Origin of the sequence: Bacillus sp. BD48, assembly GCF_046566805.1 — a bacterium.
In the GTDB taxonomy this organism is placed as follows: domain Bacteria; phylum Bacillota; class Bacilli; order Bacillales; family Bacillaceae; genus Bacillus; species Bacillus safensis.
On sequence record NZ_JANGFM010000004.1, the window covers coordinates 305,752 to 331,353 of the forward strand.

The following is a 25,602-nucleotide window of genomic DNA, read 5'->3' on the forward strand; positions in this document are numbered from 1 at the left end:
CAAGCATCTGTTCTCCGAATTCGTATATATAAGAGAAGGCAGGAGAGAGTGAGGGATAAGAGTGGGACGATCCTATGTTGCGATTGGAGATTCCTTAACAGTTGGGGTGGGGGCACGTTTATTTGGCGGAGGATTTGTTCAACGGTTTTGGTGGATGCTTGAAAAAAAGACGCATGCACCAGTTGAGCTGTCCGTATTTGCAAAATCAGGGTTAACGACCGAGCAGATTTTACAGCTCTTCAAACGGTCAGAGGTGAGACGTTCGATTGCGGCAGCTGATATCATCACCATCACAGGCTGTGGGAATGACCTTGTTCAAGCTGTTCAGCAGTATGAAGAAGGTGAAGATGAAAAGAAACTGCTGCAAGCGGTCATGCATTGCCAGGCGAATTTTAGCAAAATGATTCAAGAGATTGCTCAGATCAAAAAAGGACAGCATCAGCCTTACTACGTATATTTCATGAATTTATATAATCCATTTCCGCAAATACCAATAGCCGGGCGGTGGCTTCAGCAATATAATCAACAACTTCGTTTGCTTGCTGCGAATCCGCATGTAGAAGTTGTGGATGTGTACCGAGCGTTTGAAGGGCATGAAAGAGCCTACTTATCGATTGATCAATTTCATCCGAATCCTAAGGGGTATGAAGCGATGGCAGAAGCATTGTTTAAGGCATACTGTAAACAGCTGTAATCCGGTGGGATTGCAGTTTTTTTCATCCTTTTCAATAAATGAAGGTTTCGATATGATAAAAGAAACGAAGGCGAAAGAGGTGTGCAGGCATGGAGGAGATCAGTGCATATTTTCAAGAGATGACTGGAACAGCTTATGAAGTGGGAAAACAGCAGGCTGTCTGGCTTAAGAAGAACCCGCTGCTACAGGCACAATATATTCGGACAGAGCCGGCAAGAAAGGAGGCTGTGAAGGAAACGAAGCAGCTGATGCGCCCTTATCTTCCTCAGTTAGATGAAGAGATTGCTGGGTTTTGTGACGAACTGCAATTAGATGAGCGTTATTTGACCTTTTTCTATTCATCGCATCTTCAGCCAGGCTGTTCCCACTGCGTAAGACAGGGGAATATGGCAGCCGGTCAACAAACGGTCATGCTGCGCAACTATGATTTCTCCCCGATTTTTGATGATATGCGTCTTGTTACGACACATGTGAAAGGCTCGGCATATCATACAGGCTCGTCGCTGCTCTTGTTTGGCAGATCTGATGGGATGAATGAGTATGGTCTTGCTGTGACTTTCTCTGCTTGCGGTCCGCCGGTTGGCAATGAACCCGGTTTAAAGCCCCCAGCAGTGGCTGGTTTGCAGGTGTATCATGTGATTCGCTCTGTTCTGGAATCCTGTCAAACGGTCGAGGAAGCCATTCGCTCTATCCAGGAAATGCCCGTTGCCTCAAATGTTCATATCATGCTTGCCGATCGAAAAGGAGAGGCGGCTGTGATTGAAATCATTGATGGTCAAAAAATGGTGAGAAAACCGGAGACAGGTTATATTGCCGCAACGAATCATCCGGTAGCGGATCAAACAGCAAAAGGGATGACCAAACATCATTCTGTTGTCAGATACGATATGTTAATGGAAGCGTTAAAAGAACAACGATCAAGTGATTCTCTTGTGAAACTGTTCCAGACAGAATATCCTGATGGTCTGGCTGTGCACAATTATGAGGAGCTGTTTGGAACGATGCGAACCGTCATGTTCCGTCCGGAAGAAGGCACAATCGATTATTGCTTTGGCTCTCCAGTATACAATCCGACTTATTCTTTAAAAGCCGGGGGTTCACTGCCTTTTCAAGAACAAAAGGTTCAATTTCATCAAAAGGATTATGGACCGTCATTTTGGAGAAGCGTCTGATGAAATCCTTGTTTTTAATTTTGTCATAGCCGCTGTGCCAAAGTCAGATCAACTAAAGATTGCATCGCTTGTTGAAAGCGTTTTATATTAAGGTGTGACAATAGACCTATTTATGCAGAAGGAGGCATTTCATGTACATAACGGCACGAGAACAGAAAGTCATTAAATACATCATTCAGCAAAATCGTTATGTCACCATTCGTGAGATAGCCGATTCTGTTCAGGTGAGTACTAGAACGATCCATAGAGAACTAAAATCCATTAAACCAATATTAAAAGATTATCATCTTTCATTAGATAAACAGCCGGGGAAAGGTTTGAAGGCAGTCGGCGAACAGGAGGATAAACAGCGGCTTCTTGCTCATATGTCAAATGAGGATCAAATCGAATATAGTTCAGATGAACGAAAACTCTTAATCCTATGTGCGCTGCTTGAAGCGAAGGAACCGGTGAAATTATACACACTCGCAGCTGACTTGCAGGTAACGAATGCGACGATCAGCTATGATTTAGATGAACTGACGGAGTGGATTGCTCCATATGGTTTGCAGCTTATCCGTAAGCGCGGGTACGGCATTGAATTAAAAGGGCCTGAGGAAGCAAAACGGAAAATTGTCGGCAATCTCATTGTTGACCGGCTCGACATTCAATTATTTTTAGAAACGATTGAAATGAATATCAAACATCGAACGAAAGCGACGGAAAAGGTGTTTGGTGTTGTCAGCAGAGGACAGCTGCTTAAGGTAGAAAGGCTGCTCTTTCATTTGAAAGATCGACTGTCACTCTCCTTATCGGATAGTGCCTATATTGCACTTGTTGTTCACTTAACCTATGCTATCGAACGTATTCAGCTTGGGGAAACCATTCGAATGGAAGAGGAAGAGCTGCTGGAATTAAAGCGGACGAAGGAATTTGAATCATCACTTCGAATGGCAAGAGCGCTTGAACGCATGTTTAATGTGGAGATCCCTGAAGCGGAGGTCGGATATATGACCATCCATCTTCGCAGTGCAAATCGCAGCTTTGGGGCAGAATACCGTATTGATGAAATTGAGCTGGATATAGCGCTGAGAACGAAAAAGCTCATTGATTTTATTTCAAATAAAACCGGCTATCATCTCAATGAAAATGATTCATTGTATGAGGGGCTCGTGTCTCATCTTGAGCCTGCCATGAACCGTCTAAAGGAAAAAATGAGAATCTATAATCCGCTCACACAACAAATTAAAAAAGACTACTTTTTGCTGTTTATGGCGATTGAAGAAGGAGTCGAGCGTTTCTTTCCAGAGATTGAATTTCCAGAGGATGAAATTGCCTTTATTGTGCTTCACTTTGGCTCAGTGCTTGAAATCAAAAAAGAAGAAACAAAAATTCATGCGCTGGTTGTTTGCTCGAGCGGGATTGGTTCCTCGAAAATGCTCGCCTCTCGGTTGAAAAAAGAATTGCCGGAGATCGCCAAGTTCGATCTATCCTCCTTGATGGAGCTAAAGGAAATCGATGCATCGAGCTATGACATGATTGTCTCAACTGTTCCGATCCCATATGAGCATATCGATTACATCATGGTCAGCCCGCTTTTAAACGAGGATGATGCCATGCGTGTGAAGGCTCATATTAAACGGAAGATTCCCTATATCATCGAGAAAAAAAGAACAAAAGAAACTCCCGAAGAATTGGTGCAAGAAACCGTTGATATGATGGCGGTTGCAGAGCAGGTGACGAATTATATGTTTGTGATTCGCAGCATCCTGTCTCATTTTACCATCGAAAAAAGAGAGACGATGCCGCAGCATGATGAAACCATTAGGCAGCTGCTTCGTCAGCTTGAAGAGGAAGGGTTTATCATACATGCGGATGATGTGGCGAGCGGCCTTCTGGAACGTGAACAGCAAGGCGGCTTAGGCATACCTGGTACCGAATTTGCTCTTTATCATTTAAAGCATGCATTCATCAAGGAACCGATCTTTCATATTTATGATCTTGATCAGGCATACGAGGTTAAAAGCATGGATGGCGGGCAGCAGCAGATGTCACGAATGCTCATGATGCTGGCGCCGCAAGAGCTTGGCAAGGAAGGGTCAGAAATGTTTAGTCTGATCAGTTCATCCATCATTGAAAGTGAAGAAAGCATGGCGCTTTATGGACAAGGAACAAAGGAAGACATTGAACAGAAATTACATCAGCTTTTCTATCAATTTGTCAAAGAGGCAAAGTGGTAAGAAAAAGGCCGAGAGCTTATTCGCTTCTCGGCTTTTTTGCCGTGACACAGACAGCAAGGGTAGGGCGAATTTCTTCATACTCAATAGAGAATTCGTCAAACCCTGCAAACTGCAAGTCATTTAATATGCTTTCACCCATCTCTTTTGTCCGCTTGGCGTCAGCTCCTTTTTCTCTTGGCTGCATCACAATAACGAGAGTCCCGCCTGGTTTCAAGGTGTGATAAAGATTGAGTAAGCCCGTCTTTGGATCATCCCAAATCGTAAAATTGTTAACAGACAGCACTTTGTCATACTGCTCTCCGGGAAGGCGTGTTTTCTCAATTTTTCCGACATACAGCCGGACCTGTTTGTCTTTTGCTCGTTTGCTGACGCGGGACTGTGCTTGCTCCTGCATGGTGGAAGAAGCATCCAGCCCATCAATGTGAAGGCCTTGATAATGCTTGAGCATATGTTTGATACTGTAGCCGGGTCCATAGCCAATTTCCAAAATGTTTTCACCATCTGTCAAATCTAAGTGGCGGATGGCCCACTGATTCAATGCTTTGTTTTCATTTGCCATAATGAATCCAGCGATGCTTCCGAGCCAGCCTTTTGGTCTGCTAAAGGTTTTCGAAATAGTAGACAGCATATGAGAACGCTCCTTTTTGATGATCATGTAACCGATTTTTCTCCTCTTCAAACATGCTGATTTTCGGGAACACATCTGTACAGCTTCATGATGTTTGAGTGAAAAAATGAGGTGGTAATGAAAGGGTACATCAACAAATCAAGGAGGAGCTTACACATGGATTTACGTGATTATTTAACAAATGGCATTCCGCGCCAAACGCAGGATCAGCAGCCAGGAAGTGAAAGAGAAATGAATCCAGCGCCGATCTTTGAGGATGAATCATATCAAGGTTCTGGCAAACTAAAAGGAAAAGTGGCACTGATTACAGGCGGAGATAGTGGAATTGGACGGGCAGTATCTGTTGCCTATGCAAAAGAAGGTGCACATGTCGCCATTGTGTATTTAAATGAACATGAGGATGCAGAGGATACGCAAAAACGTGTAGAACAGGAAGGCGTTAAATGCTTAACGATTGCAGGAGATGTCGGTGACGAAGCCTTCTGCGAGAAAGCAGTAGAAAAAACAGTTGAAGCCTTTGGTCAATTAGACATTTTAGTGAATAATGCGGCTGAACAGCATCCGCAAGAACGTATTCAAGATATTTCTAGTGAACAGCTTCACCAAACCTTTAGAACCAACTTCTATTCCTATTTCTATTTTACGAAAAAGGCACTCGAGTATTTAAAACCGGGAAGTTCAATCATTAATACAACATCCATTAACCCATATCGGGGTAACCCAGTGTTGATTGATTATACGGCAACAAAAGGAGCCATCAACGGCTTTACGCGTTCTATGGCACAATCGCTTGTGAAAGATGGGATTCGTGTGAACGGTGTAGCGCCAGGTCCAATTTGGACGCCGCTCATTCCATCTACATTTGATGAAGACAGTGTGGAAAGCTTCGGGGCAGAAACCCCGATGGGAAGACCAGGACAGCCTGTCGAGCATGTCGGCTGCTTTGTACTGCTGGCTTCTGACGAATCGTCTTATATGACAGGACAGACACTTCATGTCAATGGCGGTTCCTTTATGAATACATGATCTACCGCGGCACCGCCCAGCTTTGATTGGGCGGTGTTTTTAGTATTTCTTGCGATTCTTCTGCACAGATATGAAAGACCATACGATAATGCCCACAACAACTGCCGCAATGACAAGTGAACTCAAATGGAACATCGTTTCATGATGCATGTTCAACTTCTCCCTTCATTGAACCTGTTTCCTATAGCATCAGCCAGAAGGTCTCTTTTTATGAAAAACACATTTCTTTGTTTAATGAATGGTCTGTCGTGGAAACCTAAGAATACGGATGAAATTTTGAAGGAGTGAAACGATATGTCTCAAGAAGAATTAAAACAAAAGGTATTAAACCTGTTAGATGAACAAAAGGTCGGAACACTCGCGACTGTTGAACAGGATAAGCCGCATACCCGCTATATGACTTTTTTCCATGAAGGTCTGACGTTATATACACCAACGAGTAAAGAAACACATAAAGCAGAAGAAATTGAAAAAAACCCGAATGTTCATATTCTCATTGGATATTCAGGCGAAGGATTCGGTGATACGTATGCAGAAATTGCAGGCACCGCAACATTAACCGTTGATTCGGAACTGATCGACCGTCTTTGGTCTGATGAGATGGAGAAATGGTTTAAAGGAAAAGATGACCCGAATTTAGTGATTCTGAAGATTGACCCAACCTCCATTCGTTATATGAATGAAGGAAGCCGTACACCAGCAGAATTATCACTTTAACACTTGCGTATGCAGGGGGAATGTGTTATAGTTTGATATTAAGTGTTGAAATAAGCAAATAAATAAAGAAAGTAAACTTTCTTTTTTCTATGACATAATGAGAAGCAATAGAGCTTCTACTTGATAAGAACGAGACGCTGTCAAAGCGAACAAACTTATTCTTTTCCTTCTGCCACCGCCCCCCTATAAGAGCGGAAGAATGGAAAAAAGACGTTTTGATTTACAATTCACACTGGCACGGCTTCGGAGCCGTAAGGACGAATGAGAGGTAGGGCTTTCGTTGTCTTGTTATCCAGAACTTCCATGGCGTTTACTTTCAAACGTAGGTTCACTCGGAACACATATGACACACTGATATGAACGAATCTTAATTCATACACTCCGTAACGGAGATTAAACATTGATTATTTATTTGCATGAAAAGAATAAGGAAAAGGCTGCCATCTATTTGGCAGCCTTTTTCATTGGGTCAAACAATAGAACCCCGAAACCGATGAGCCCGAGAAAGATCATCAGAGAGAATAAGGCAAGTTTCATGATCATTTACTTTGTCCTTTCTTCTGATAGTGCCAAATCCGCTCAATAAAAAAGAACATGACCGCCAACAAAATAGAAAACATGAACATGTCCAGCAGTGTCACGCCTCTATTTGGGTGCACAAGACCAAACCAAATGAATTGAAGAACAAAAGAGATCGCAAAATATAGAATCGATTTTTTCATCATTTTCCCCTTTTTACTTATTTTTTTGTCCCTTAAGCCACATCAGCCAAATGATGAAGGAACCTATCACACATGAGAGCAAAGTGACAGGCGGCAAGGTGTGCCAGCTAGTCAGCCCCTTTACAAAACACATATAAAAAAAGAAAATGGAAATGGATACGAGTACCCATTGCTTGAACCAGCGAGGGACACGCAGCCAAGCTGCTAGAATGATTGATGATAGCTTATCCAATGAGATAACTCCTTTTTTGAATCTGATTGGATTTTATCGTAAACAACAAAGTTTGTAAAATATGGATTTTAGAGGCTTTGATGGTATTCTTCTAGCATGAAACATTTTCTCTGTACTGACGTATAAGTGAAAGGAACCTCATGAAAGGAAGCGATCAAGTGAAAAGAATACCAGTCATCTTCCTCAGATATATTGTCTTCTTTATTCCAGCAATCATTCTCAGTGTCTTGGTGTGGAACCATTATCAAGATGATTTGTCCGCAGGGAAAGTAACAGAGTATGACGTCAAAGGAATGTTTACATTTGATGAAGGAAAACGAGTGGTGAGTGCTGTATCAAAAGACCAGCAGCTCCATTTTGCAATGTATGATCCTCAATCAGGAAAAAGAATCAGTGAATGGACCACAGAAAGTGATACATTTAATGAAATGCTGCCATCCATTCAAGGAAACAATCTCTTACTGGCTTTAAAAAATAAAGACGGGCAGCTGTTGATCGAGAAGATAACACCAAGCGGAGAAAAGAAAGAGCTCGTTCAAAATAATTTGCAGATTCCCTCATTTTTAAAAACGAATACATACCAATGGAATGGACGGCTCGTATTTACAGGAGAAATGGACGGTGCCGCTGCAGTCATTGGTGAGCTAAAGAATGGTCAGTTTCATGTGCACAATCTGAACGAGCTAAAGCTGCCAGCAAGACCCGTTTCTATCGATGTCGTCATGAATTCCTTTAGAGGACAGACCCCTATTCCTATATTTGAAATAGCCTTGAAAAATGATCAGAAGGCGTATGTCAGCGGAATCTCAAACGAGAAGCATCAGCTTGGGGTCTATGTCTCCAAAAACGCTGAACCGTTCAGTCTCATTGAAGATAAAGTGGAGCAGCAGCTTGAGAAAACAATCGGAACATCACAAAACTTTGCAGTCGCTGTCGAATCTAACTATCCAAAAAGAGCAAGGAAAGTGAATGCAGAGGGAAGGCTTGGGGAAGTCGTTCCAACACCAAAGCCGATTTACCAAACCTTTATTTACCAGCTTAATGAAGAAGAAGTTCTTCTGGCAGGCTCTACAGCAAAGGACGAAGCAAAAGGCAAACTGACAGGTTATATTTATAACCATCGCACAAATAAGGCGACGTCTGCCAGCAAGCTTTTGCAGTCGTTTTCATATGAATCTTTACAAAGAGAAGGGCTCTCTTTCAATAAAAATGTGAAAAGTGATTGGCTCTATTATTCATTCGAAAATCAATTAACGGGGGCATTTGAGACGAAGAGTAAAGAGCTAAAGGAATTTCCGTTGCAAAAGGTCATCTCAATTGAAAACGCCAGTCCAGCCCACCAAACGTCTGTTGACACCTTTACGCAATATGTCTTGAAGGGCGGACCGCTCATTCTCAACTGGGCGATATGGATCTTGATCCCGCTATTATTATTTGTGCTAGCGATCTTCCTGCCGCCGATTTTGAGGCTGGTGAGGAGAAACAAGATAAAGGACAGTGTCACATTAGAAGCCAATATTTTGTCTGTTAAAGAAACGGGCACCTACATCAACGAACAGCCAGTCGTCAAAATGCAGCTTCAATTTCAATATGATGGGGAAAACATCGAGAAAGCGGTTAAAACGGTTGTATCCTATACCCAGATACCACAGCCGGGTCAGCGTATCGCCATCCTCTATGATCCGAAGAAGAAAAAAGCAATGCTCTTAAAAGAAGGTGACTTCTCGCAGCCAAGCGGGCCAAAATTCATCAAAGGCGCTGTTTTAAGAAAAATAGAATCATATGGAACTGTAGGACGAGGCACCGTCTTATCACTCACATTTGAATTAGATCAGAAAACGTATATCATTCCGATGATTCAAGCCGCTGGTTTTGAATTTAGAACAGGAGAAAAAGCCGATCTCGTTGACATCAACGGCCAGCTCAAAATGGCCGCCTATGGTCATGAAGTGCGGAATCGATCGGGGAAAGATGTGACGTTAACAGGAACGATCCAGCGTGTGAAGCAATATCCAATGGCCATCCATGAACAAAAGCCTATTCAGCTGGATGTGTCGGTTTCAAACGGAGATGAGTCTATCACAAAAACGGTCAGCCAATTCATCCCTGATCATATGCAGGTCGCAGCCGGCACTCAAATCACGATCCAGACAAAGAAAGAAGAGCTGGATAGAGAAATGGGTCTTATGCAAGAGAAACAAGGAAGTGCAAAAGTGACCAATGTCGAATTTGCTGGTGTCATCGGCAACCAGCCGTTAGCGATCATTCAGGTTGAGAGAGATGGCATCATGTATGAAGTGAAACAGCCAATCGATCCAATCACTAGCGTCTTGCCTGGTGATGAATTATGGGTGGCGTATCACGACATGACGCGTCAAGCAGCCATTGTGAAATATGCATCGATTTAAAAAAGCGTTCCCAGCGTGGAAAAAAAGGGCTAAAACGAAATTCGTTTTAGCCCTTTTTGATTATGCTTTTGTATCATATTGGCGGAGCACCTTATCGTAGGCGAAGTTACCGAAAGGAATGAAAGCCGCAAAAAAACCAGCGATGGACCATTTCAAATGCCAGCGAACTTTAAAAGTCACATATGCCAAAACGAGCATATAGATGACAAACAATGCGCCATGAAGAGAGCCTACAATAGTGACTGCCATCGGAATATCCGCAAAATATTTTAGAGGCATGGCAATTAAAAGAAGGGTTAAAAGAGACATACCCTCAATAAAACCCGCCTGTCGAAGACGGCTAATACTTGTATGCATATACAAATCCTCCTGTATAAAAGCTAGTTTCTCATCTTCTAATATAAACGAAAGATCATCTGGACATGCTGAAATCTACGAAAAATTCAAAATATGTTCATGGAATGCTTAAAAAATGGGAAAAGTCCTTTACTCCTTGTTTGTTTCAGAGAGTACTTGCTTTAAGTGCATCACATCATGAAATAAATGCTCCGTCATTGCTTGAACGGCTTCTGTGGAGCGGCGCTTTTTTATTTCAGAATAGATGGCTCCATGCTCTCTTTGAATGGTTTCAGCACGAGCCCCGCCGCTAAAATGGAAGATGCGGCAATAGTGAATGAGTGCATTCACGTGATTCAATTGTTTGGATAAGCGGTCATTGTGACTCGCCAAAATGATTTTTTGGTGAAAGGCTTCATGTAACTGGACGATCTCTTTAGAGGGCAGCTGCTGCTTGATCGCTTCGTCCGCCTGCGTGAGAACCTGCTCAATTTCATCCATTTCTCTTTGCACGGCTTCCTTACAGGCAAGCTCAACAGCAAGTGTTTCTAAAGCCACCCGAATTTGATAAAGCTCCTCGACATCTTTTTCTGTTAACGTATAGACGGAGTAGCCTGATCGATGATCCGCGATTAAGAGCTCGTCTTTTTCTAACAGCCTCATCGCCTCTCTTACCGGTGATCGGCTTACGCCAAATTGCTTGGCAAGCTGTGTTTCATTGATGCGCTCTCCTGGCTGAAACTGGCCATCAAAAATCATTTGCTTCAGCTGTTCATAAAATTGCATGTGATACGGTGTTGGTCTTTCCATCTCGAATGAATTCATCCCATCATTCCCTCTTTTGTACATCATCTTTTGTCTCATGTTATCCAAGTTTTTCCCTCTAGGCAAGCCTGCATCGAAAAGTCAATATCGTACAATCCAAGAGAAAAAGGGTGTGCTACACTTATGATCAGTTCAGTGAAAAGAGGGATCGACATGAACACACAAGAGGAACGAACTGTACATTTTGATCAAGACTTGCAAATAGAGGCGTATCGCTTTCATGCCATCATCAAAAAGTTCCCAAAACATTTTCATACATACTATGTGATTGGATTTATTGAAGGCGGTCAAAGACGTATGTTCTGCCAAAATCAAGAATACATCATTGAAAAAGGAGATATCCTTCTTTTCAATCCGTACGATAACCACGCATGTGAACAATTTGATCACATGCCGCTAGATTATCGCAGCTTAAATATTGAACCAGAGTTGCTGGAGAAGGCCTTTCAGCACAAGCCGCATTTTAAAGCCCCTGTGGTTTCACAAAGTGAACTAGCAAAGCAATTATATGATCTTCATCAAATGATCACAGAAGAAGCTCCTGCTATGAATAAACAGGAAGCCTTTTACTTTTTGATGAAGCAGTTGATCGAAACCTATTCTGATACACCAGAGGAAAAAGCATCAGCAGCCAATGCCAATGAACAAAAAGTCCAAGACGTACAGCAATACATTGAAACACATCTCACGGAAAATATATCGTTAGATGACTTAGGTGAGCTTGTGTCCATGAACAAATATTCATTGCTACGTGCTTTTACAAAGTTCAGAGGCATCACGCCGTATCGTTATTTACAGACAATCAGGGTGAACTATGCGAAGGAGCTTCTCGCCCAAGGAATGAAGCCAATAGATGTAGCTGCTGCTGCTGGATTTTCTGATCAAAGTCATTTGACTCATTTCTTTTCGGAATTTATTGGGCTTACGCCAGGACAGTATCAGCAAATTTTTGAAAAGCAGGTAACAGCAAAATGAAAAATAAACAGCTTCTTGGTCATCTAGCAGCCATGTTCACCATTTTTTTATGGGGATCTACCTTTATCTCTACCAAAATATTATTAACGGCTTTTTCTCCAACAGAGATTTTATTTTTTCGTTTTTTCTTTGGGTACCTTGCCCTGATGATCATTTATCCAGTCACCATGAAGGTGCAGCGTAGAAAGCATGAAGGGATGTTTGCGCTCGCAGGGTTATGCGGTGTGGTCTTATACTATTTTTTAGAAAATGTTGCACTTACCTATACGTTCGCTTCGAATGCAGGTGTCATCAGCTCCGTTGTCCCATTCTTCTCTTTTCTATTGTCTTATTTTTTATTAAAAGATGAGCCGCTGCACAGCCGATTTTTCATAGGCTTTTTCATCGCGATGATGGGAATTGTACTGATTAGTTTTAATGGGATGACGACGTTCCAATTGAATCCGCTCGGTGATGCTTTAGCATTTATGGCTACCATCGTCTGGGCATTTTATTCCATTTTATCGAAAATGATCAATCAATATGGCTACCATATTATTCAGGTGACAAGACGTGTCTTCTTTTACGGGCTGTTATGGATGATTCCACTGATCTGGCATTTTAAGGTTCGTTTAGACTGGGAGCGGTTGGCGAATCCATCGTTTGCCTTCCACTTGCTGTTTTTAGGCGTCTTTGCATCTGCTATTTGTTTTCTGACATGGAGCTTTTCCGTGAAGACGATCGGTGTGGTGAAATCAAGTGTGTATATTTATGGAGTGCCCATTATCACGATGATCATTTCAATGATCGTTCTTCACGAGAGCTTGACCTTCATGTCTGGGCTTGGAACAGCACTGACCTTAGGAGGTTTGCTGCTTTCAGATAAAAAAAGTGCGGGAAGAAAGAAACAGAAGCCCCTGATACTGATGCAGGATAAAAAGGCGCTTTGATCAAAAAAGCGTCTTTTGTCCATTGTAAGAACAGACACTCTCTAGTAAACTCGAATTAAATGGTCGACGGTCGACCGATAACAAAGGGGGAAAAACCAATGAAGCATGTTTCAATTGCAGCGATACCAGGTGATGGGGTTGGAAAGGAAGTTGTGCCTGAAGCTATTCGAGTTTTGAAAGCGGTATCAGATGTGCATGGCGGTCTGTCTTTCACCTTTCAGGACTTTCCGTGGAGCTGTGAGTATTATTTAGAGCATGGCGAAATGATGCCAAAGGATGGATTGGAACAGCTAAAAGCCTTTGACAGCATTTTCTTAGGAGCAGTCGGAGATGCCAATTTAGTGCCGGATCATGTATCACTTTGGGGATTGCTTATTAAAATTAGACGTGAATTTGAGCAGGTGATCAACGTTAGACCTGCAAAACAGCTGAGCGGCATTCGCTCCCCGCTTGCTCAGCCAAAGGATTTCGATCTTCTTGTTGTAAGAGAAAACGGTGAAGGTGAATATAGTGAAATCGGAGGCCGCATCTATCAAGGGGAAGATCAGCTTGCCATTCAAAATGCTGTTTTCTCAAGAAAAGGGACAGAACGAGCCATGCGTTTTGCCTTTCAATTAGCTGAAAAGAGAAGAAAGCATGTGACAAGTGCAACCAAATCGAATGGAATCGTTCATACAATGCCATTTTGGGATGAAGTGTTTCAAGACGTAGCAAAGGATTATCCAGAGGTGACAGCAGACTCGCAGCACATTGATGCGCTTTCAGCCTTCTTTGTGACAAGACCTGAGAAATTCGATGTGATTGTTGCCAGTAATTTATTTGGCGATATTTTAACTGATCTTGGGGCGGCCATTATGGGAAGTATTGGCGTGGCGCCTGCTGCCAACATCAATGTAAATGGCAAATATCCATCCATGTTTGAGCCTGTACATGGATCAGCCCCAGACATTGCAGGAAAAGGAATCGCCAACCCAATCGGTCAAATTTGGACCGCTAAACTCATGCTTGATCATTTCGGAGAGGAAGAACTCGGTACACACCTGCTCGAAATCATCGAGTCAGTCACAGCAGACGGCTTTTTAACGGCAGACATCGGCGGGGCTTATCAAACACAAGAAATCACAAACGAAATCATCAAGCGCTTGAAGAAATAATCCGTCATTAGAACCACATCTCCACGTCTGCTATAATAAAAGGATGGATAGAAGAAAGAGATGTGAAATTTAGTGTCAAAAACAGTTGTATTAGCAGAGAAACCTTCAGTAGGACGTGACTTAGCGCGTGTGCTGAAGTGTCATAAAAAAGGAAATGGTTTTTTAGAAGGAGATCAATACATTGTCACGTGGGCGCTTGGCCATTTGGTCACACTGGCTGATCCAGAAGGCTACGGAAAAGAATTTCAATCCTGGCGTTTAGAGGATTTACCGATCATTCCAGAGCCGCTCAAGCTTGTCGTCATGAAAAAGACAGGTAAACAATTTCAAGCAGTGAAAGCGCAGCTTGCAAGAAAAGATGTAAAAGACATTGTCATCGCAACAGATGCTGGACGTGAAGGGGAGCTTGTCGCAAGATGGATTCTTGAAAAAGCGCATGTGAAAAAGCCGCTAAAACGACTATGGATCTCATCTGTTACAGACAAAGCCATTCAAGAAGGCTTCAAGCGATTAAAAGACGGCAGAGAATATGATAACCTGTATCGCTCGGCAGTTGCACGTGCAGAGGCAGACTGGATTGTAGGGATCAACGCAACAAGAGCGCTGACGACCAAGTTCAATGCACAGCTTTCCTGCGGACGGGTACAGACACCAACGATTGCCATGATCGCAAAACGAGAAGAAGACATTCAGCAATTCCAGCCGAAGCCGTTCTATGGATTGACTGCACAAGTAGATGGACTTACCTTGACCTGGCAGGATGCCAAAACAAAGCAAAACCGCACATTCCAAGAGAATGTCATAAAAGAGCGCTTAGCAGGCTGCAAAGGAAAACCAGCAGTGATCGATGCATTGAAAAAAACAGCGAAAAAAGCTTTTGCTCCAGGGCTGTACGACCTGACTGAATTACAGCGTGATGCGCATAAACGCTATGGCTTCTCAGCAAAAGAAACATTATCTACGCTTCAACGGTTGTATGAGCAGCATAAGCTTGTGACATATCCGCGTACAGATTCACGATTTATTTCGGCGGATATCGTTCCTACATTAAAAGATCGTTTGAAAGGAATGAACGTGAGACCGTACGCACAGCATGTGAACCGCATTTTACAATCAGGCGTGAAAGCGCACAAAGGCTTCGTTAACGATGCAAAAGTGTCTGATCACCATGCGATCATTCCGACCGAGGAAGAGCTGTATCCAGGTGCATTAAGTGATAAAGAGCGTAAATTATATGATCTGATTGCCAAACGATTCCTTGCTGTACTTATGAACCCTTTTGAATATGAGGAAACAATGGTAATCGCTAAAATAGGCAGTGAAACATTCACAGCAAAAGGAAAAACCGTACAATCAGCGGGCTGGAAAGCCGTGTATGATCAATCCTATGAAGACGAGGAATCAGCCGAAGCAGATCAGCATCTGCCGGTACTTTCCGAAGGGCAATCACTTGAAGTACGCCAGCTGAAAGAAACAAAGGGAGAAACGAAACCTCTTGCTCGTTTTAATGAAGCAACCCTGCTATCTGCTATGGAGAACCCAGCGGCATTCATGCAAAATCAGGAAAAGGACTTAGTGAAAACCCTTGGTGAAACAGGCGGACTAGGGACAGTGGCCACAAGAGCTGATATCATTGAAAAGCTGTTTAACAGCTTCTTAATCGAGAAAAAGGGCAAAGACATTTTCATCACATCGAAAGGGAAGCAGCTGCTCTCCTTAGTGCCTGAAGACTTAAAGTCTCCTGCGTTAACAGCGGAATGGGAACAAAAGCTTTCTAAAATCGCAAAAGGACAGCTAAAGGCTGCTCAATTCATGAGTGAAATGAAGTCCTATGCAAAACAAGCCGTATCTGAAATCAAACAGACGAACCAAACCTTTAAGCATGACAATGTCACTGGCACCCATTGTCCGGACTGCGGAAAACTGATGCTGAAAGTGAACGGGAAACATGGCACCATGCTCGTGTGCCAAGACCGAGAATGCGGCCACCGTAAAAATGTGGCGAAGAAAACAAACGCACGCTGCCCGAACTGTCATAAAAAGCTCGAGCTGCGCGGAGAAGGCGATGGCAAAATCTTTGCTTGTGTGTGCGGCCATAGAGAAAAACTATCTGTTTTCGAAAAACGCAAATCACAATCCAATCAAAAGAAAGCCAGTAAGCACGATGTGTCTAAATATATGAAGAAACAAAAGAAAGTGGAAGAACCAATCAATAACGCACTGGCTGAGCAATTAAAAAAATTGAAATTAGATCAATAGTAGTATAAAAACCCATGCGGAAACGCATGGGTTTTCCAATGTAATCAAGTATATCGGCATATTGTTTTTCTGAAAATGGGAATGCCTATGCGAAAAGACTCGTAATTTGGTATAAAATATTTATTTAAATTTAAACAGAAACACTCTATAATAAATCGTTGGATGCTAAGAGAACGGGAGTTGAAAGGGGACACGAATGGATACACCCATACATCGCATGGCTATTGTTTTACTCATTGTCATTCTACTAGGCGGATGTACCTGGAAACAGCAGAAGGAATCAACTTATCCAGCATCACCACAGCCTGTATTGCCTGGAGAATATTTTATCACTCACTACTTAATGACAGATCAAGGCATGATTCGCACCTCATTTGCAGAGCAGCACATCTACTTATCTGAATCACTTGGACTTTGGATGGATTATCTTGTTCGAAAAAAAGATCAAAATTCGTTTGACCAACAATTTGGTGTCCTGCAAGATCAATTTTTACTAGACCATCATCTTCTCAGCTGGCAAATCGAATCTGATCAAAAAAGTAAGGCCAATGCCTTAGTTGATGATTTACGGGTAGTGGCGGCACTTCAAAAGGCAGATCGTTTATGGAAGAATTCAGCATATCAAACCACAGCAAAAGAAATCGCACAAGCGTTAAAAGACAAGAATATGTATAGAGGCATCTTGTCCGATTATTATGATGCATCAACAAATCGAACTTCACACACAATCACACTCTCATATATAGACCCAAAAGCAATCAAAGAATTGGAATCCCTCAAAATATTCACGAAACAAATGACGAGTAACCAGTTGTCCATTCTAAAACAAGCACCGAGAAAAAAAGGATTCTTTCCTAAATCCTATGACATAAAGAAAAAAGCCTATTCATTTGATCGAGAAATCAATATGATTGATCAACTCTATACGGCTCAACATGCCGATCGTGCAAAAGTGAATACGTCCGCAATCATGAAATGGCTTAAAACGACTTTTACAAAAGAAGGAAAATTGTACGGTAGATATAAACTGAGCACATTGCAGCCAGCAGTGACATATGAATCGCCTTCTGTATATGCACTGGTCATCTTGTATGCTCTTAAACGAAACGAACCGGAATTCGCAAAAGATGTGTATGACCGCATGAAAGAATTACAAATTCAAGATCCTCTCACAGATTATTACGGAGGATACATGAACGAAAAAGACACACATTCATTTGATAATTTATTGCCTCTAATTGCAGAAAGGGAGCTTTTTAATGAATCGGTTATTCAGTAATACGTATCGTTTGTACTATTCTCTGCTCCTCACGTTTGCAGGTCTTATTTTGTTTATGGGCTACCTCAGCGTACAGGATGCGGAGAGCTTTATGATGATCACACTGACTTTTGCCGTGTTAGGATGCGGGATTTTATTTGGCATCTTACCAGCATTAATTTTTACCTTGCTGATGTTGTTCTTTATAGGAAGCGCTATGTTCTTTACAGAGCTTGGCCACACAACCCCCTTCTTTTCCAATCAAACATTGCAAGATGTGGTGATTTGGGGCGCAGCCCTTCTCTTTTTCGCGATTTCAGCAGGAAGCTTGCATGAGCGGATTAAGACGATGCGTCACACCATTGAACAACAAAAGCAGGCTATGAAACAATTTGTGGCGATTGACTCGACAACAGGGTTTGACAATGCAGAGCGGATGAGGCTGGAACTGTCCGAGGAAATGAAACGGGCAGAGCGCTACAAACAGCCATTCGTTTTTATTCTTCTTCACATCCATTATGCAGCGGAATTCAAATCGTTATATGGAGAAAAAGAAATGAAACACCTATTTCAGCAATTAAGTATCAAGATCCGCGAAAGTGTCAGAGAAACCGATAAGAAATTTCGAATAACTGAAGAACGAATAGGCCTGCTGCTTACTCACACACCAGAAGAGAATGTCTCTGTCGTCCTTGAGAAGCTAAAGGATAAATTGCAAAAGCATGTGCTGTTAAACGGTCGTGAAGTCACCTTGACATTTCATGTCTGTCATTTAACAAGCAGTTCGGATTATCGTACGCCAGAGCAATTTTTAGAAGAACTAGAAAAAGAGATGATGATGAATGAACTTTAATTCTTTAATGAAATGCTGTTTGATGATCGCTCTTTTTTTAATTCTTTCGTTTCAATACATGGCTCCAGCCGACGCTCTTGACAAGCCAAATACCCTCATCGTTTATTCGACAGAATCGGGGGAAGCGACTCCAGCTGTGCATATGCTGGATCTACTCGCCGGACATTTTTCTAAACAGACGACGATTGTATCTGATGAACATTTGGCTGAAAAGAGGATCAGTGAATTTCAGCAAGTCATCTACCTAGGGGAAATAAAGAGAACCTTACCAAAACAGACAATTCGTGTGATAAACGAAGCACAGAAAATAATAGCCATTGGATACAATGCGGACCAGCTTCGCCCATTTTCCGCGCTTACTTTTCAGAAACAAGATCACACGAGTCAAATCAAATATACAGATGATCAAGCTTACCGTCAGCTAGAGAAAAAGATCAGTGCGTTAACGGTTCAAGGGGCAGACTTACAAAGTGAATTTCTCTTGAAGAAGCATGATGCTGATCTTCCATTTGTGGTTCAAACGAAAGAAGGTGCGGCCTATATCGGAATCTTAGATGTTGTGCAGCACAACGAGCTTCTTGCAGAAGTGCTAGAAAAACACCTGCCTACTTCTGATCAGCTGACCACAAAGTATTTAAAGCTTGGGAACATCAGTCCTGTCACTGCCGAGAAGAAGCTGCTTGAGCTTGGCCAATACGCGTCTACTCGGCATGTTCCGTTTCTGATAGCGGTAACCCCTGTTTGGGTGGATCGAACAACAGGTGATGAAGTGACACTGAGTGACCGCCCGAAGCTTGTAAAAGTGTTAAAACAATTGCAAAGCGATGGAGCCAGCATCATTCTTCATGGATTTAGCCGTACGTATCGAACGGAGGATTCTGGTAAGGACTTTGAGTTCTGGGATGCAAAGAATGATCAATCCATTACGTCAAATGACCCGAAAAAAGCCGAGAAGAAGCAAAGTGAAAGCCATTTTTCAAATGAAAAAGATTTCCATGCATATACGAGATCGAATCAACAGCAAGAAATCATCTATACAGAAGAAAAACTGACAAAAGGCATTGAGCTTCTTGCGCAGCAAGGTCTATATCCACTGGCATTCGAGGTGCCGCATGATGCCATATCTCAACAAGGTTATGAAGTGATATCAAGGCATGTGTCCAGTCTGTTTGGACAGGTACAGCTGTCGGACCATACTTGGAAAACGGCCGGTGCTCCGCCACTCGTGACGAAACCCGCCATGCTTCATGGCATGACCTTATATCCTCAGCAACCAGTGGAGGCAGCATCTGACGAAGAAGGTTCAAATGTTTTAACAGAACAGAAAATTCAATCCATCCAGCATCTTCAATCAGCCGCAATCGGGCTTTCCTATGATGTGGAATCGGGAATAGCTGGACTGCAGAATCTGATGACGATGATGGATGCAATTCCTTCTAGTGAATGGCTGGATTTAAAGAGAACAAAACAAACAGTCCAAACATCACATGTACAGATCAAAACATTAGGGAATGGACATATTCAAGTAGAACAATTCAATAGAGCGGAAACCACAACAGTCAAACGAAGCGGTATGGAAAATATGCTGCGAATTCTAACAGTCGTGGTAATGCTGTTTATTGCGGCATTTGCCTTTTACACATTGTATTTAAGACTGACAATGAAAAAACGAATTTTTAAGGAGAGAAAATTAGGTGGCTGATATCTTATTTTATCTTTCATTAATACTGATTTGGATCATGCTCCTATACCATATGTTTCTCATGCAGGGCGGCTTTCAGCACTACCTGACCTACGAAAAAGTGCTGCCTGAATGGACGAAACAAGGGAAGGAACTGCCGACCGTCAGCATTCTGATTCCTGCTCATAATGAAGAAGTTGTCATCCGGCAAACGCTAAAAGCAATGGTCCAGCTATCCTATCCTAAGCATCTCCTTGAAATCATTGTGATTAATGACAATTCCTCCGATGGCACAGGGGACATCGTGCAATCATTCAGTGAACAATATGATCATGTCCATATGATTGAAACGAAGCCGCCATTTGCAGGAAAGGGAAAATCCACTGCACTGAACGAAGGCTTAAAGGCTTCAACAGGAGAAGTCATCTGCGTATACGATGCAGATAACATGCCTGAACAAAAGGCCGTCTATCATTTGGTTCTTGGTTTATTGAATGACCCGAAGGCAGGCGCTGTTGTTGGGAAATTCAGGGTCATCAATGCAGCCAAAAATCTGCTGACCAAATTTATTAATATTGAGACCATCTGCTTCCAATGGATGGCGCAGGGCGGAAGATGGAAGTGGTTTGGCATTGCGACAATACCGGGCACCAACTTCGCCATCCGCCGTCACATTTTAGAAGAGCTTGGCGGCTGGGATGTTCACGCGTTGGCTGAGGACACCGAATTAACGATCCGTGTCTATAACCTTGGCTATGTCATTCGATTTTTCCCGGCTGCGATCACATGGGAACAAGAGCCTGAGACGTGGAAGGTCTGGTGGCGGCAAAGAACGCGCTGGGCTCGAGGCAATCAATATGTTGTCCTCAAATTTTTAAAGCAGTTTATGAAGCTGAAACGAAAACGAATGATTTTTGATTTGTTTTATTTCTTCTTTACGTATTTCTTATTTTTCTTCGGTGTCCTGCTCTCAAATGGCATCTTTATCGTGAACCTATTTGTTGACCTTCACTTATCTGTAGGGGCTGTTGCACTGATCCTGTGGGGATTGGCCTTCTTCCTCTTTCTAACAGAAGTGATGATTACATTAAGCATTGAGAAAACAGAGCTCACCAAACAAAATATACTCATTGTGGCACTCATGTACTTCACTTATTCTCAAGTATGGATTGCGCTAGTCGTGTACTCCTTATGTGTAGAGGCAAAGAGCCGTTTATTCAAACAAGAAGTGAAATGGTACAAAACCGAACGCTACGATCAACAACAAAAGAAAAGCGGGTGACAAATTGAAATCGGTAAAATGGATGATTTTTATATTGATGATATCCCTTGCCATTCAGCCTTTTTTCATGGCGGGTCAAGCAATGGCGCAATCAAATCGAGTACAAGTGAAAGATGACTGGATTCGCTCTTCTAAAGGAAGTCAAACAGAAACGCAGCATTTATCAGAAGATGTAGTGACCTTGTATGGACAAGAAGACCGCACTGAATTTTCCTATCAAATAGAAAAAGAAAAAGTAGAGTCTAGCACCCTTACATTGAATATAGAGGCTTCACCATTACTCATTTCGCCATCTTCGTTCACAGTCATGATTGATGGAGAGATTGAAAAGACCATTCCCGTATCAGGGAAAAACCAAAAGAAATCAATTCAAATCAAATTGAACAAAGCGCAATTGAAAAAAGGATCTCATAGGGTTCAGCTCGCATTTTATGGCGTGTTAAAAGAAGGTGTGTGTATCAACCAAGAGACACCTGCCAATTGGCTGAAAGTATATCCTGAAAGTGAGCTGGCTTTCAAAGGAACTCAAACAAAAGACGTGACGTTAGACAGCTTCCCTTCGCCTTTCATTCAAACAGGTGATCAGAAAGAACAAACAGATATTGTAATTCCAAATTCACCGGAAGCAGCTGAATTAGAAGCGGCTATGAAAGTATACCGGACGTTGAAAAACAAAGACCGCCAAGCAGACCTCAAAATCGTCCAAGAAAAGGACCTCAAGCAAATCGCTCATCCAACCATTGCTGTAGGAGCAAAAGGAAACTGGGATGGTCGAGTGAAATCGATCGAGAAAGCTGCGAAGATGAAAACAGCAAACAATCAACTCACATTAGCGGTGAGAACCTTGACAGGAAAGAAAAAAGAACAGCCCATTTTATTTGTCACTGCTGAACAGCCAAAAACAATTGCTGAAAAAATCAATGTCCTGACTCAACCAGAACTGACAGGTCAGCTCACTGGGACAGATTTACTCCTTCAAAAGGTTACTGCTAAAGCATCAAAACCATCTCATCAAATTCGTTTAAAAGATTTTGGTAGTGATGATGTCACGGTTGGAACCAAAAAGACGGCATCTGATCATTACTATTATCCGAAGGCATTGATCGCTAATCAAAAATCAGGAGCAAAACTAAATCTATCATTTAAAAAATCTGATACAGCGAACAAAGCGGAACGCTTAACAGTCATGATCAATAACGAACCGCACGACGTACCGCTAACAAAACTAGGAAACAAAGATGAGAATGGATTCTATCATGTGTCAATTCCAGTAGATTCACAAGTACTCCAAAAGAACGAATATATTGATTTGCAATTTGTCACTACAGGCTTTAAAAACATGGAAGCCTGCAGACATACGGATGAAGAAGACTGGATTTACATTGATAAGAACAGCTCTCTTCAAATACCAGAAGGGACGACTAGTGATACACCGGATTTAGCCGTATGGCCGCTTCCTTTTACATCAAAAACAATGATCATCATGCCAGACCAAATCAAGCAAGAAACGATCAATCAAATGGCGATGCTGACAGAATCATTTAGTCAGCCGGAAGCTACTCAATATCAGTTGATCAAAGCATCAAAAGTGACAAATGATCAATTGGAAAATCACTCTCTTATTTTCATCGGGGGCATTCATACGTTCTCTCTTTTAAAAGAAAAGGCAGACGATCTCATCGTTCCTGCGAAAAAGGATCAGTATGATGTATCCTCCTTTGGCATGATCAACGAAACGACTGCTCGTATTGTATGGACGCAGCCATCTGTATGGAATAAAGAACAAACAATGACCGTCTTTTCAGGAATGAATGCAGCTGATGCTGATCTTTCACATGAAGTGATTCATTTCCTGCAAACAAATACGGAAACGGCAACAGTTGCAATCGAGAGCAAAAACAAAGACATGTTCTCTAATCATCTAACGGTCAGCAGCACAACAAATGATCTCAAAAAAGGTGAAAAGCAAGGCATCGGAGATACTTGGATTTACTTTGCATGTATCGCTGTGCTGATTATTTTTGTGGTCGTGATGATTATTTATTTCGTACGAAAAAACCGCAAAAAGACTGATTGATAAACGATCAAAAGACCTTGAAAAAATGTCTTTACTTTGGTGTCAAACGGGAGTATGATCTCTTTTATAAAAGACCAATCGCTGAATCATTTCGATGAGCGGGGGAACCATTAGTAGTGTAAAGCACTACATGGGGTGAATCCTTTTTAGGTAGGGCAAAGTCTCATGCGCCCGAATCCGTCAGCTAACCTCGTAAGCGTTAAAGAGAGCAAAGACCAACCTGTGATCTAAATAATAGACGCAGGGGCATTCTATTGCCTCTGTGTCTTTTTGGCGATCCATCTTTTGTAACATAATTCGTTTGACACTAAAGGAGCGGGCATCACATGTACAGTTTGATGAAGCGTATTTTAATTGGGAAACCATTAAAATCACAGGCAGCAGGAGAACAAAAACTATCAAAAATCAAAGCGTTGGCATTATTGTCATCAGACGCATTGTCATCCGTTGCATACGGTACAGAACAAATCTTGATTGTTCTTTCAGTCGTTAGTGCAGCAGCATTTTGGTACTCACTCCCGATTGCAGGTTGTGTATTAATTCTTTTAATGGCGTTAATTCTATCTTACCGCCAGATTATTTATGCTTATCCAGAAGGCGGCGGAGCCTATATCGTCTCTAGCAGAAACTTAGGTGAAAAACCAGGACTGATCGCAGGCGGATCATTGCTTGTAGATTATATTTTGACTGTAGCAGTGAGCATATCAGCGGGTACCGATGCCATCACATCGGCTTTTCCGGCACTATATCCATATCATGTGCTGATTTCAATTGTATTGGTCATTTTGATCATGGTGCTTAACCTTCGTGGTTTGACAGAATCGGCATCTATTTTGGCTTATCCCGTATACTTGTTTGTCATATCACTCCTTATATTAATTGGAGTCGGCGGTTTTAAATTATTAACAGGAGGCGTTCCTCCAGCACCTGAGCATACAGCGATAGGCACGCATGTACCTGGCATTACATTGTTTCTTTTATTAAAAGCATTTTCGTCTGGCTGTTCTGCACTGACTGGGGTAGAAGCCATTTCAAATACCATTCCATCCTTTAAAAAACCAGCTGCGCAAAATGCAGCGAGAACATTATTGATGATGGGTGGATTACTAGCCGTATTATTTGTTGGCGTGACATTGCTTGCGTTTGGTTTTGGCATCTCACCAAAGCCAGAAGAAACGGTTGTATCACAAATTGCATCAGATACATTTGGACGTACATTTTTCTATTATGTCATTCAAGCTGTCACAGCTTTAATCTTGATATTAGCGGCAAACACCGGCTTTTCCGCCTTTCCTTTATTGGCGGTCAACTTAGCAAAGGATAAATATATGCCGCGCATGTTTACAGTAAGAGGGGATCGACTCGGTTATTCTAATGGCATTATCTTTTTAGGTGTAGCTTCCATGCTGCTCATTTGGTTGTTTGATGGGAAAACGGAACACCTCATCCCGCTATATGCTGTCGGTGTATTTATTCCATTTACCTTGTCACAGACCGGCATGTGTGTGAAATGGATTCGTGAAAAACCGCAGGGCTGGAAAACGAAAATGCCTATCAATATTGTCGGAGCGCTAATTTCGTTCACGGTTCTCATGATTCTCATTTTGACCAAGTTCCATCTTGTATGGCCAGTATTTGTTTTCATGCCTATTGTGCTATTGATCTTTCATTCCATTAAAAAACATTATCTGTCTGTTGGAGAACAACTGCGTTTAATGAATGAAACAGAGCCTGTTGAGATTAAAGGAAATGTGGTCATCGTGCCAATAGCGGGTGTGACGCGTGTTGTCGAACAATCTATTCAATATGCAAAGTCTTTGTCAGATCAAGTCATAGCGGTTCATGTATCCTTTGATAAAGAAAAGGATAAGAAAATTGAAGAGGATTGGGAAAAACTTAATAGCGGTGTACGACTTGTGTTGCTTCATTCGTCCTATAGAAGCCTCATACACCCGCTTGATAAATTTCTTGAAACCGTTGAGGCAAAAGCAAATGCGCATCAATATAAAGTGATGGTGCTCGTACCTCAATTCATCCCGAAAAAAAGATGGCATACGATCTTGCATAACCAATCTGCCTTTTTATTAAGATTCCGTCTATTATGGAAGCGAGATATAGTGGTCGCCACTCTTCCATATCATTTTAAAAAGTAGCA

General features: G+C 42.1%; 21 protein-coding genes and 1 riboswitch. Of the genes, 16 read left to right on the forward strand and 5 right to left on the reverse strand.

The features are described from left to right. The first annotated feature begins 61 nt into the window (after window positions 1-61). The 3 genes from ACLGGR_RS13805 to ACLGGR_RS13815 all read left to right on the forward strand — a co-directional run bounded on the left by ACLGGR_RS13805 (window position 62) and on the right by ACLGGR_RS13815 (window position 4,085). The gene (locus ACLGGR_RS13805) at window positions 62-694 is read left to right on the forward strand and encodes a GDSL-type esterase/lipase family protein (RefSeq protein WP_410973276.1); all 633 of its coding nucleotides are present in this window, start codon (window positions 62-64) and stop codon (window positions 692-694) included. 89 nt (window positions 695-783) lie between these two features. After that, a complete protein-coding gene (locus ACLGGR_RS13810) occupies window positions 784-1,866 on the forward strand; it encodes a C45 family autoproteolytic acyltransferase/hydrolase (RefSeq protein WP_410973277.1) in 1,083 nt (360 codons plus the stop codon). 131 nt (window positions 1,867-1,997) lie between these two features. Then, window positions 1,998-4,085: a BglG family transcription antiterminator gene (locus ACLGGR_RS13815; protein ID WP_410973278.1), complete on the forward strand. Its 2,088-nt coding sequence runs from the start codon at window positions 1,998-2,000 to the stop codon at window positions 4,083-4,085. A 16-nt stretch (window positions 4,086-4,101) separates the two neighbouring features. Here ACLGGR_RS13815 and ACLGGR_RS13820 read toward each other — a convergent pair whose 3' ends face one another. Next, on the reverse strand, window positions 4,102-4,740 hold the full coding sequence (locus ACLGGR_RS13820) for a class I SAM-dependent methyltransferase (RefSeq protein ID WP_410973279.1): 639 nt from the start codon (window positions 4,738-4,740) through the stop codon (window positions 4,102-4,104). A 129-nt stretch (window positions 4,741-4,869) separates the two neighbouring features. Here ACLGGR_RS13820 and ACLGGR_RS13825 point away from each other — a divergent pair, with 129 nt between their 5' ends. Together ACLGGR_RS13825 and ACLGGR_RS13830 are read left to right on the forward strand one after the other, a co-directional pair. Continuing rightward, window positions 4,870-5,739 (forward strand): SDR family oxidoreductase, encoded by an 870-nt coding sequence (locus ACLGGR_RS13825; protein ID WP_142946679.1) that lies wholly within the window; start codon window positions 4,870-4,872, stop codon window positions 5,737-5,739. A 294-nt stretch (window positions 5,740-6,033) separates the two neighbouring features. After that, complete coding sequence (locus tag ACLGGR_RS13830; protein ID WP_410973280.1) at window positions 6,034-6,456, forward strand: pyridoxamine 5'-phosphate oxidase family protein; 423 nt, start codon at window positions 6,034-6,036, stop codon at window positions 6,454-6,456. 539 nt (window positions 6,457-6,995) lie between these two features. Here ACLGGR_RS13830 and ACLGGR_RS13835 read toward each other — a convergent pair. Both ACLGGR_RS13835 and ACLGGR_RS13840 read right to left on the reverse strand, forming a co-directional pair. Further along, a complete protein-coding gene (locus ACLGGR_RS13835; RefSeq protein WP_410973281.1) occupies window positions 6,996-7,178 on the reverse strand; it encodes a hypothetical protein in 183 nt (60 codons plus the stop codon). A gap of 13 nt (window positions 7,179-7,191) precedes the next feature. Continuing rightward, window positions 7,192-7,410, reverse strand: coding sequence for a hypothetical protein (locus ACLGGR_RS13840; RefSeq protein WP_034283837.1), 219 nt, complete (start codon window positions 7,408-7,410; stop codon window positions 7,192-7,194). Between the two features lie 158 nt (window positions 7,411-7,568). Between ACLGGR_RS13840 and ACLGGR_RS13845 the strand changes: the two genes are divergently transcribed. Beyond that, on the forward strand, window positions 7,569-9,818 hold the full coding sequence (locus ACLGGR_RS13845; protein WP_410973282.1) for a hypothetical protein: 2,250 nt from the start codon (window positions 7,569-7,571) through the stop codon (window positions 9,816-9,818). A 60-nt stretch (window positions 9,819-9,878) separates the two neighbouring features. Here the strand turns inward: ACLGGR_RS13845 and ACLGGR_RS13850 are convergent, their stop codons facing one another. Both ACLGGR_RS13850 and ACLGGR_RS13855 read right to left on the reverse strand, forming a co-directional pair. Further along, a complete protein-coding gene (locus tag ACLGGR_RS13850; protein WP_034664017.1) occupies window positions 9,879-10,175 on the reverse strand; it encodes a DUF3817 domain-containing protein in 297 nt (98 codons plus the stop codon). A gap of 129 nt (window positions 10,176-10,304) precedes the next feature. Continuing rightward, entirely contained in the window at window positions 10,305-10,979 is a 675-nt protein-coding gene (locus tag ACLGGR_RS13855) for a GntR family transcriptional regulator (RefSeq protein WP_410973283.1), read from the reverse strand. Window positions 10,980-11,132: 153 nt separating this feature from the next. On the opposite strand from ACLGGR_RS13855, the gene ACLGGR_RS13860 reads away from it, so the two are divergent. The 10 genes from ACLGGR_RS13860 (at window position 11,133) to ACLGGR_RS13905 (ending at window position 25,600) form a co-directional block, all read left to right on the forward strand. Next, complete coding sequence (locus tag ACLGGR_RS13860; protein ID WP_410973284.1) at window positions 11,133-11,954, forward strand: AraC family ligand binding domain-containing protein; 822 nt, start codon at window positions 11,133-11,135, stop codon at window positions 11,952-11,954. Then, window positions 11,951-12,883 (forward strand): DMT family transporter, encoded by a 933-nt coding sequence (locus ACLGGR_RS13865; RefSeq protein WP_410973285.1) that lies wholly within the window; start codon window positions 11,951-11,953, stop codon window positions 12,881-12,883. The genes ACLGGR_RS13860 and ACLGGR_RS13865 overlap by 4 nt, the downstream gene beginning before the upstream one ends. Window positions 12,884-12,981: 98 nt before the next feature. Further along, window positions 12,982-14,037 carry a tartrate dehydrogenase gene (locus ACLGGR_RS13870; protein WP_044335059.1) on the forward strand — a complete coding sequence of 352 codons (1,056 nt, stop codon included), beginning with the start codon at window positions 12,982-12,984 and terminating at the stop codon, window positions 14,035-14,037. A 72-nt stretch (window positions 14,038-14,109) separates the two neighbouring features. Then, window positions 14,110-16,296 (forward strand): DNA topoisomerase III, encoded by a 2,187-nt coding sequence (locus ACLGGR_RS13875; protein WP_410973286.1) that lies wholly within the window; start codon window positions 14,110-14,112, stop codon window positions 16,294-16,296. A 196-nt stretch (window positions 16,297-16,492) separates the two neighbouring features. Continuing rightward, entirely contained in the window at window positions 16,493-17,575 is a 1,083-nt protein-coding gene (locus ACLGGR_RS13880; protein ID WP_410973287.1) for a glycosyl hydrolase family 8, read from the forward strand. After that, entirely contained in the window at window positions 17,556-18,407 is an 852-nt protein-coding gene (locus tag ACLGGR_RS13885; RefSeq protein ID WP_251216906.1) for a diguanylate cyclase domain-containing protein, read from the forward strand. Before ACLGGR_RS13880 ends, ACLGGR_RS13885 begins: the two co-directional genes overlap by 20 nt. Then, the gene (locus ACLGGR_RS13890) at window positions 18,397-20,109 is read left to right on the forward strand and encodes a DUF2334 domain-containing protein (protein WP_410973288.1); all 1,713 of its coding nucleotides are present in this window, start codon (window positions 18,397-18,399) and stop codon (window positions 20,107-20,109) included. Before ACLGGR_RS13885 ends, ACLGGR_RS13890 begins: the two co-directional genes overlap by 11 nt. 37 nt (window positions 20,110-20,146) lie before the next feature. Then, window positions 20,147-21,370 (forward strand): glycosyltransferase family 2 protein, encoded by a 1,224-nt coding sequence (locus ACLGGR_RS13895; RefSeq protein ID WP_175579069.1) that lies wholly within the window; start codon window positions 20,147-20,149, stop codon window positions 21,368-21,370. A gap of 4 nt (window positions 21,371-21,374) precedes the next feature. Then, the gene (locus tag ACLGGR_RS13900) at window positions 21,375-23,447 is read left to right on the forward strand and encodes a cellulose biosynthesis cyclic di-GMP-binding regulatory protein BcsB (RefSeq protein WP_410973289.1); all 2,073 of its coding nucleotides are present in this window, start codon (window positions 21,375-21,377) and stop codon (window positions 23,445-23,447) included. Between the two features lie 69 nt (window positions 23,448-23,516). Then, window positions 23,517-23,661: riboswitch (cyclic di-AMP (ydaO/yuaA leader) on the forward strand. A 112-nt stretch (window positions 23,662-23,773) separates the two neighbouring features. Continuing rightward, window positions 23,774-25,600 (forward strand): APC family permease, encoded by a 1,827-nt coding sequence (locus tag ACLGGR_RS13905; protein ID WP_410973290.1) that lies wholly within the window; start codon window positions 23,774-23,776, stop codon window positions 25,598-25,600. Window positions 25,601-25,602: the final 2 nt, after the last annotated feature.

Coding starts and splice junctions, on each gene's coding strand:
- ACLGGR_RS13895 (WP_175579069.1), top strand. CDS start 20,147: ATGCTCCTATACCATATGTTTCTCATGCAGGGCGGCTTTCAGCACTAC.
- ACLGGR_RS13815 (WP_410973278.1), top strand. CDS start 1,998: ATGTACATAACGGCACGAGAACAGAAAGTCATTAAATACATCATTCAG.
- ACLGGR_RS13905 (WP_410973290.1), top strand. CDS start 23,774: ATGTACAGTTTGATGAAGCGTATTTTAATTGGGAAACCATTAAAATCA.
- ACLGGR_RS13835 (WP_410973281.1), bottom strand. CDS start 7,178: ATGAAAAAATCGATTCTATATTTTGCGATCTCTTTTGTTCTTCAATTC.
- ACLGGR_RS13885 (WP_251216906.1), top strand. CDS start 17,556: ATGAATCGGTTATTCAGTAATACGTATCGTTTGTACTATTCTCTGCTC.
- ACLGGR_RS13830 (WP_410973280.1), top strand. CDS start 6,034: ATGTCTCAAGAAGAATTAAAACAAAAGGTATTAAACCTGTTAGATGAA.
- ACLGGR_RS13880 (WP_410973287.1), top strand. CDS start 16,493: ATGGATACACCCATACATCGCATGGCTATTGTTTTACTCATTGTCATT.
- ACLGGR_RS13850 (WP_034664017.1), bottom strand. CDS start 10,175: ATGCATACAAGTATTAGCCGTCTTCGACAGGCGGGTTTTATTGAGGGT.
- ACLGGR_RS13870 (WP_044335059.1), top strand. CDS start 12,982: ATGAAGCATGTTTCAATTGCAGCGATACCAGGTGATGGGGTTGGAAAG.
- ACLGGR_RS13810 (WP_410973277.1), top strand. CDS start 784: ATGGAGGAGATCAGTGCATATTTTCAAGAGATGACTGGAACAGCTTAT.
- ACLGGR_RS13825 (WP_142946679.1), top strand. CDS start 4,870: ATGGATTTACGTGATTATTTAACAAATGGCATTCCGCGCCAAACGCAG.
- ACLGGR_RS13890 (WP_410973288.1), top strand. CDS start 18,397: ATGAACTTTAATTCTTTAATGAAATGCTGTTTGATGATCGCTCTTTTT.
- ACLGGR_RS13855 (WP_410973283.1), bottom strand. CDS start 10,979: ATGAATTCATTCGAGATGGAAAGACCAACACCGTATCACATGCAATTT.
- ACLGGR_RS13865 (WP_410973285.1), top strand. CDS start 11,951: ATGAAAAATAAACAGCTTCTTGGTCATCTAGCAGCCATGTTCACCATT.
- ACLGGR_RS13820 (WP_410973279.1), bottom strand. CDS start 4,740: ATGATCATCAAAAAGGAGCGTTCTCATATGCTGTCTACTATTTCGAAA.
- ACLGGR_RS13860 (WP_410973284.1), top strand. CDS start 11,133: ATGAACACACAAGAGGAACGAACTGTACATTTTGATCAAGACTTGCAA.